Source organism: Sphingobacterium sp. UBA7253 (assembly GCF_002472745.1).
In the GTDB taxonomy this organism is placed as follows: Bacteria; Bacteroidota; Bacteroidia; order Sphingobacteriales; family Sphingobacteriaceae; genus Sphingobacterium; species Sphingobacterium siyangense.
Map to the genome: position 1 here is coordinate 1,311 of NZ_DKSP01000230.1, position 4,036 is coordinate 5,346.

A 4,036-nucleotide genomic window follows, 5' to 3' on the forward strand; every position below is an offset into this window, starting at 1 on the left:
GCAGACACCCCTAAAGTTGCGACTAAGATAAGGTTATTTTTATGAAAGTTGCAAGAAATTTATTTTACAGACTTAGGCATATTGTGCAGGAAAGTACAGGTCAGTATGTGGGAAATATTTGATATATTAGTTTTTTGAATCAGCTAAAACAATTTAACAACCACCAAGAATAGTATCTTTTAATGCGTAGGATTTTATTGACAACACTGTTGTGTATCGCTAGCAACACTTATGCCCAACCTAAACACAACTGCAGCGCCGTGCAGTTGACATGCGAACATTTGGTCAATCCGTTGGGTATTGATGCAATTCACCCGAGACTTAGCTGGCGACTTGAGGACCAACGTAAAGGTGCGGTACAACAAGCTTATCAGATCCTTTTAGGGCAAGATTCGCTGGCATTACTGAAAGAGACAAAAGATAGCTGGGATAGTGGCAAACAGTTCAGCTCGGCTATGTTAGTGTCCTATAACGGCGCACAGTTAAAGCCACAGACTAAGTACTACTGGAAGGTTAAAATATGGGATAAGGATGGTGTATCAACACGTTCTGAAATAGCATCTTTCGAAACAGGAATGATGGGAATGGACCTTTGGAAAGGAAAATGGATCAGCGACAATAAGGATATTCATGCACGGGAAACGCCTTATTTTAGAAGAGAATTTAAGGCAAATAAGCAGATAAAATCTGCCCGCGCGTATATTGCCACAGCGGGATTATATGAACTTTCCATTAATGGCCAGCGCGTTGGCGACCACCGTCTGGATCCAATGTATACACGATTTGACCGACGCACGTTGTATGTCGTGACGGACGTAACCCAGCAGCTTCAAAAAGGAGAGAACGCTATTGGCGTTGTTTTGGGGAATGGCTGGTATAATCATCAACCAATGGCCGTTTGGAACTTTGATAAAGCACCATGGCGGGCCCGGCCAACATTCTGTTTAGAACTGAAAATTGTTTATACAGATGGAACGACGGAAACCATTGTTTCGGATAAGCAGTGGAAGACTGCTTCGGGGCCAATCACCTATAATAATATTTACACTGGTGAGCATTACGATGCAAGACTGGAAATACCTAACTGGGATAAACCAAAATACGATGATTCGGCCTGGCCGGCTGTTCAGTATAGAAATGCGCCATCAGCGCATATCGTTTCCCAACAGATGGTACCGATTCGGCTCGTAAAGTCCTATAAGCCAAAATCAGTGACAAAGATAGACCAACGTACCTATGTGTTCGATATGGGCCAGAATATGGCCGGGATTACAAAAATTAGAGTGAAAGGAGCTGCGGGTACTATGCTGCGTATCAAGCATGGTGAGCGATTGCAGGCCGATGGGCATCTTGATCAGTCCAATATTGATGTTTATTATCGCGGCGATAAGGAAAAGGAGCCTTTTCAGACCGATATATTGACCTTAAGTGGCCGCGAGGATGAGTTTATGGCCAAGTTCGGTTACAAAGGGTTTCGTTATGTCGAGGTTAGCAGCAGTGCCGCAATTGCATTGGATAGTTCGGCTGTGACCGCCTATTTTATGCATAGTGATGTGTCTGCTATTGGACAGCTCAAGACATCATCAGCGTTGGTCAATAAACTATGGACAGCGACCAACAATGCCTACTTGTCCAATTTGATGGGCTATCCTACAGACTGTCCGCAACGGGAAAAGAACGGCTGGACAGGGGATGGGCACCTTGCGATTGAAACAGCTCTATACAATTTTGACGGGATAACAGTTTATGAAAAATGGATGGCGGATCATCGTGATGAACAACAGGAGAATGGTGTCTTACCCGATATTATTCCAACTGGCGGATGGGGCTACGGTACCGCAAATGGTTTGGATTGGACAAGCACCATTGCCATCATTCCATGGCAGATCTATCAGTTTTATGGAGATCCACGTGCATTAGAAGAATGCTACCTAAATATCAAACGCTATGTCGATTATGTAGACGGAATCAGCCCGTCTGGATTGACAACGTTTGGGCGTGGAGACTGGGTGCCGGTGAAGTCACAGTCCAATCTGGAGTTGACCTCATCTGTTTATTTTTATGTGGATGCGACCATCTTGGCTGCTGCGGCCAAATTGTTTGGATACACAGCAGATCAACAAAAATATGAACTGCTAAGCGAAAAAATTAAGACGGCCATCAACGCTAAATTTTTAGATGCTTCCAAGGGTGTTTATAGCAATGGAACACAGACCGAACTGAGTGTACCACTCTATTGGGGGGTTGTACCCAATGAAATGAAAGCCCGTGTTGCAGCCAATCTGAATAAGAAAGTGGAAGAGACCAACTTTCATTTGGATGTAGGCGTATTGGGTGCTAAAGCATTATTGAATGCGTTAAAAGATAACGGTTATGCAACGACAGCCTATAAGGTCGCGGTACAAGATACCTACCCGTCTTGGGGATGGTGGATTGTAAATGGAGCGACAACATTGTTGGAGAACTGGGATTTAAAAGCAACACGGGATATTTCAGACAACCACATGATGTTTGGCGAAATCGGTGGTTGGTTTTTTAAATCTATCGGCGGGATTCTGCCAGATCCTGAACAACCTGGATTTAAACATGTACTCTTAAAACCTATCTTCCCCCAGGAACTGAAAGAATCTTCTATTTCTTACGATTCACCCTACGGTAAAATTGTTTCTGAATGGAAGTTAAAGGATAAAATGATCGTATATAATATCCAAATACCTGCTAATGCGACGGCAACATTTTATCCACCGGATAATGTTAGAGGCAGCGATATCGTCCAATTGGAGGCTGGTAAACACAGGCTGGTGCTGGAACTCAAGTAAGCATAGGCCCCGACTTGTTGTTTCGTTGTCTTGACTGTTGGTTTTATTCTTTTATGTTATAATCTATTGGAGGGCTTTTGCGAGTTTACCAAGCTGTTTTAACTTTAAGGCGAGTTCATTGCTCCAGGGTAAGCCAATACAGAGACGCATGCAATGGTGAAATTGATCCTGCAAGGTGAAGATCCTTCCCGGTGAAATGCTAATCTGTAGTTTAAGCGCATAGTTGTATAGTTTGCCTGTATCGATGTGTTTTGGAAATTCAACCCATAGGGCGAGTCCGCCCTGTGGGCGGCTTATTTTAGTACCTTCCGGAAAATGGTCCGCGATGATAGCGGCATACTGCCGGTAGTTTTCTGTTAATGATCTACGGAGTTTACGTAGGTGATTTTCATACTTTCCTGTTAATAGAAAATTTCCCACTGCCTCGTTGATGATCGCTGTAGATGATAGGGAATGGATCAGTTTTAGTTTGATAATCTGTTCCTTGTATTTTCCAGGAGCGACCCATCCGACACGGAAGCCCGGAGCCAATGTCTTTGAAACTGACCCGCACCAGAGTACATTGCCATCTAGGTCAAAAGATTTGCAACATTTGGGGCGTTGGGTGCCAAAATGGAGGTCGCCGTAAGTGTCATCTTCGATCAGCGGGATATGATGTTTTGCTAGCAGTGATACAATTTCCCGCTTGTTCTCATCCGGCATACAATAGCCCAAAGGGGTGTTAAAATTGGGAACCAGTAAGCAGAGTTTGATTTCGGGCAATAGCTTTTTGAGGGCTTCAATGTTTATTCCCGTAATGGGGTCCGTGGCTATTTCCAGCACCTTAAGTCCCAGGCTAACGGCAAGTTGGAGGATACCCGGATAGCAGGGGCTTTCAAGAGCCAGTGTATCTCCAGGTTTGGTTAAGGCCATCAGACATAAAACCAACGCATTCATACAGCCGTTGGTGGTAACGACCTCATCTTCGTTTAGATTTCCACCCCAGGCCAATGAACGTACAGCTACCATACGACGTAATTTTATATTGCCCTGCAAGGGCTCATATGCTGTGCCACCATCGCTGAGCTCCTGTGTAGCGAGAACGATTTCTTTTTTCAATTTTGCGGTAGGCAGGAGACTTCCCGAAGGAACACCGATGGAAAATAAGGTTAAATCCCGGCGCCCCATGGTTGAATACACCTTATTCATTAATTGATCTGGTTCTCGGTTATTGGCGA

At 44.3% G+C, this 4,036-nt stretch carries 2 protein-coding genes; one reads left to right on the forward strand and one right to left on the reverse strand.

Annotation, left to right across the window (positions count from 1 at the left end):
• The first annotated feature begins 182 nt into the window (after nt 1–182).
• Nucleotides 183–2,819 carry an alpha-L-rhamnosidase gene (locus B2X72_RS24465; protein ID WP_286851873.1) on the forward strand — a complete coding sequence of 879 codons (2,637 nt, stop codon included), beginning with the start codon at nt 183–185 and terminating at the stop codon, nt 2,817–2,819.
• 63 nt (nt 2,820–2,882) lie between these two features.
• On the opposite strand, the gene B2X72_RS24470 is transcribed toward B2X72_RS24465, so the two are convergent.
• Nucleotides 2,883–4,036, reverse strand: a 1,154-nt coding sequence (locus B2X72_RS24470) for a PLP-dependent aminotransferase family protein (RefSeq protein WP_286851875.1), incomplete at its 5' end; no start/stop codon positions are given.

Coding starts and splice junctions, on each gene's coding strand:
- B2X72_RS24465 (WP_286851873.1), top strand. CDS start 183: ATGCGTAGGATTTTATTGACAACACTGTTGTGTATCGCTAGCAACACT.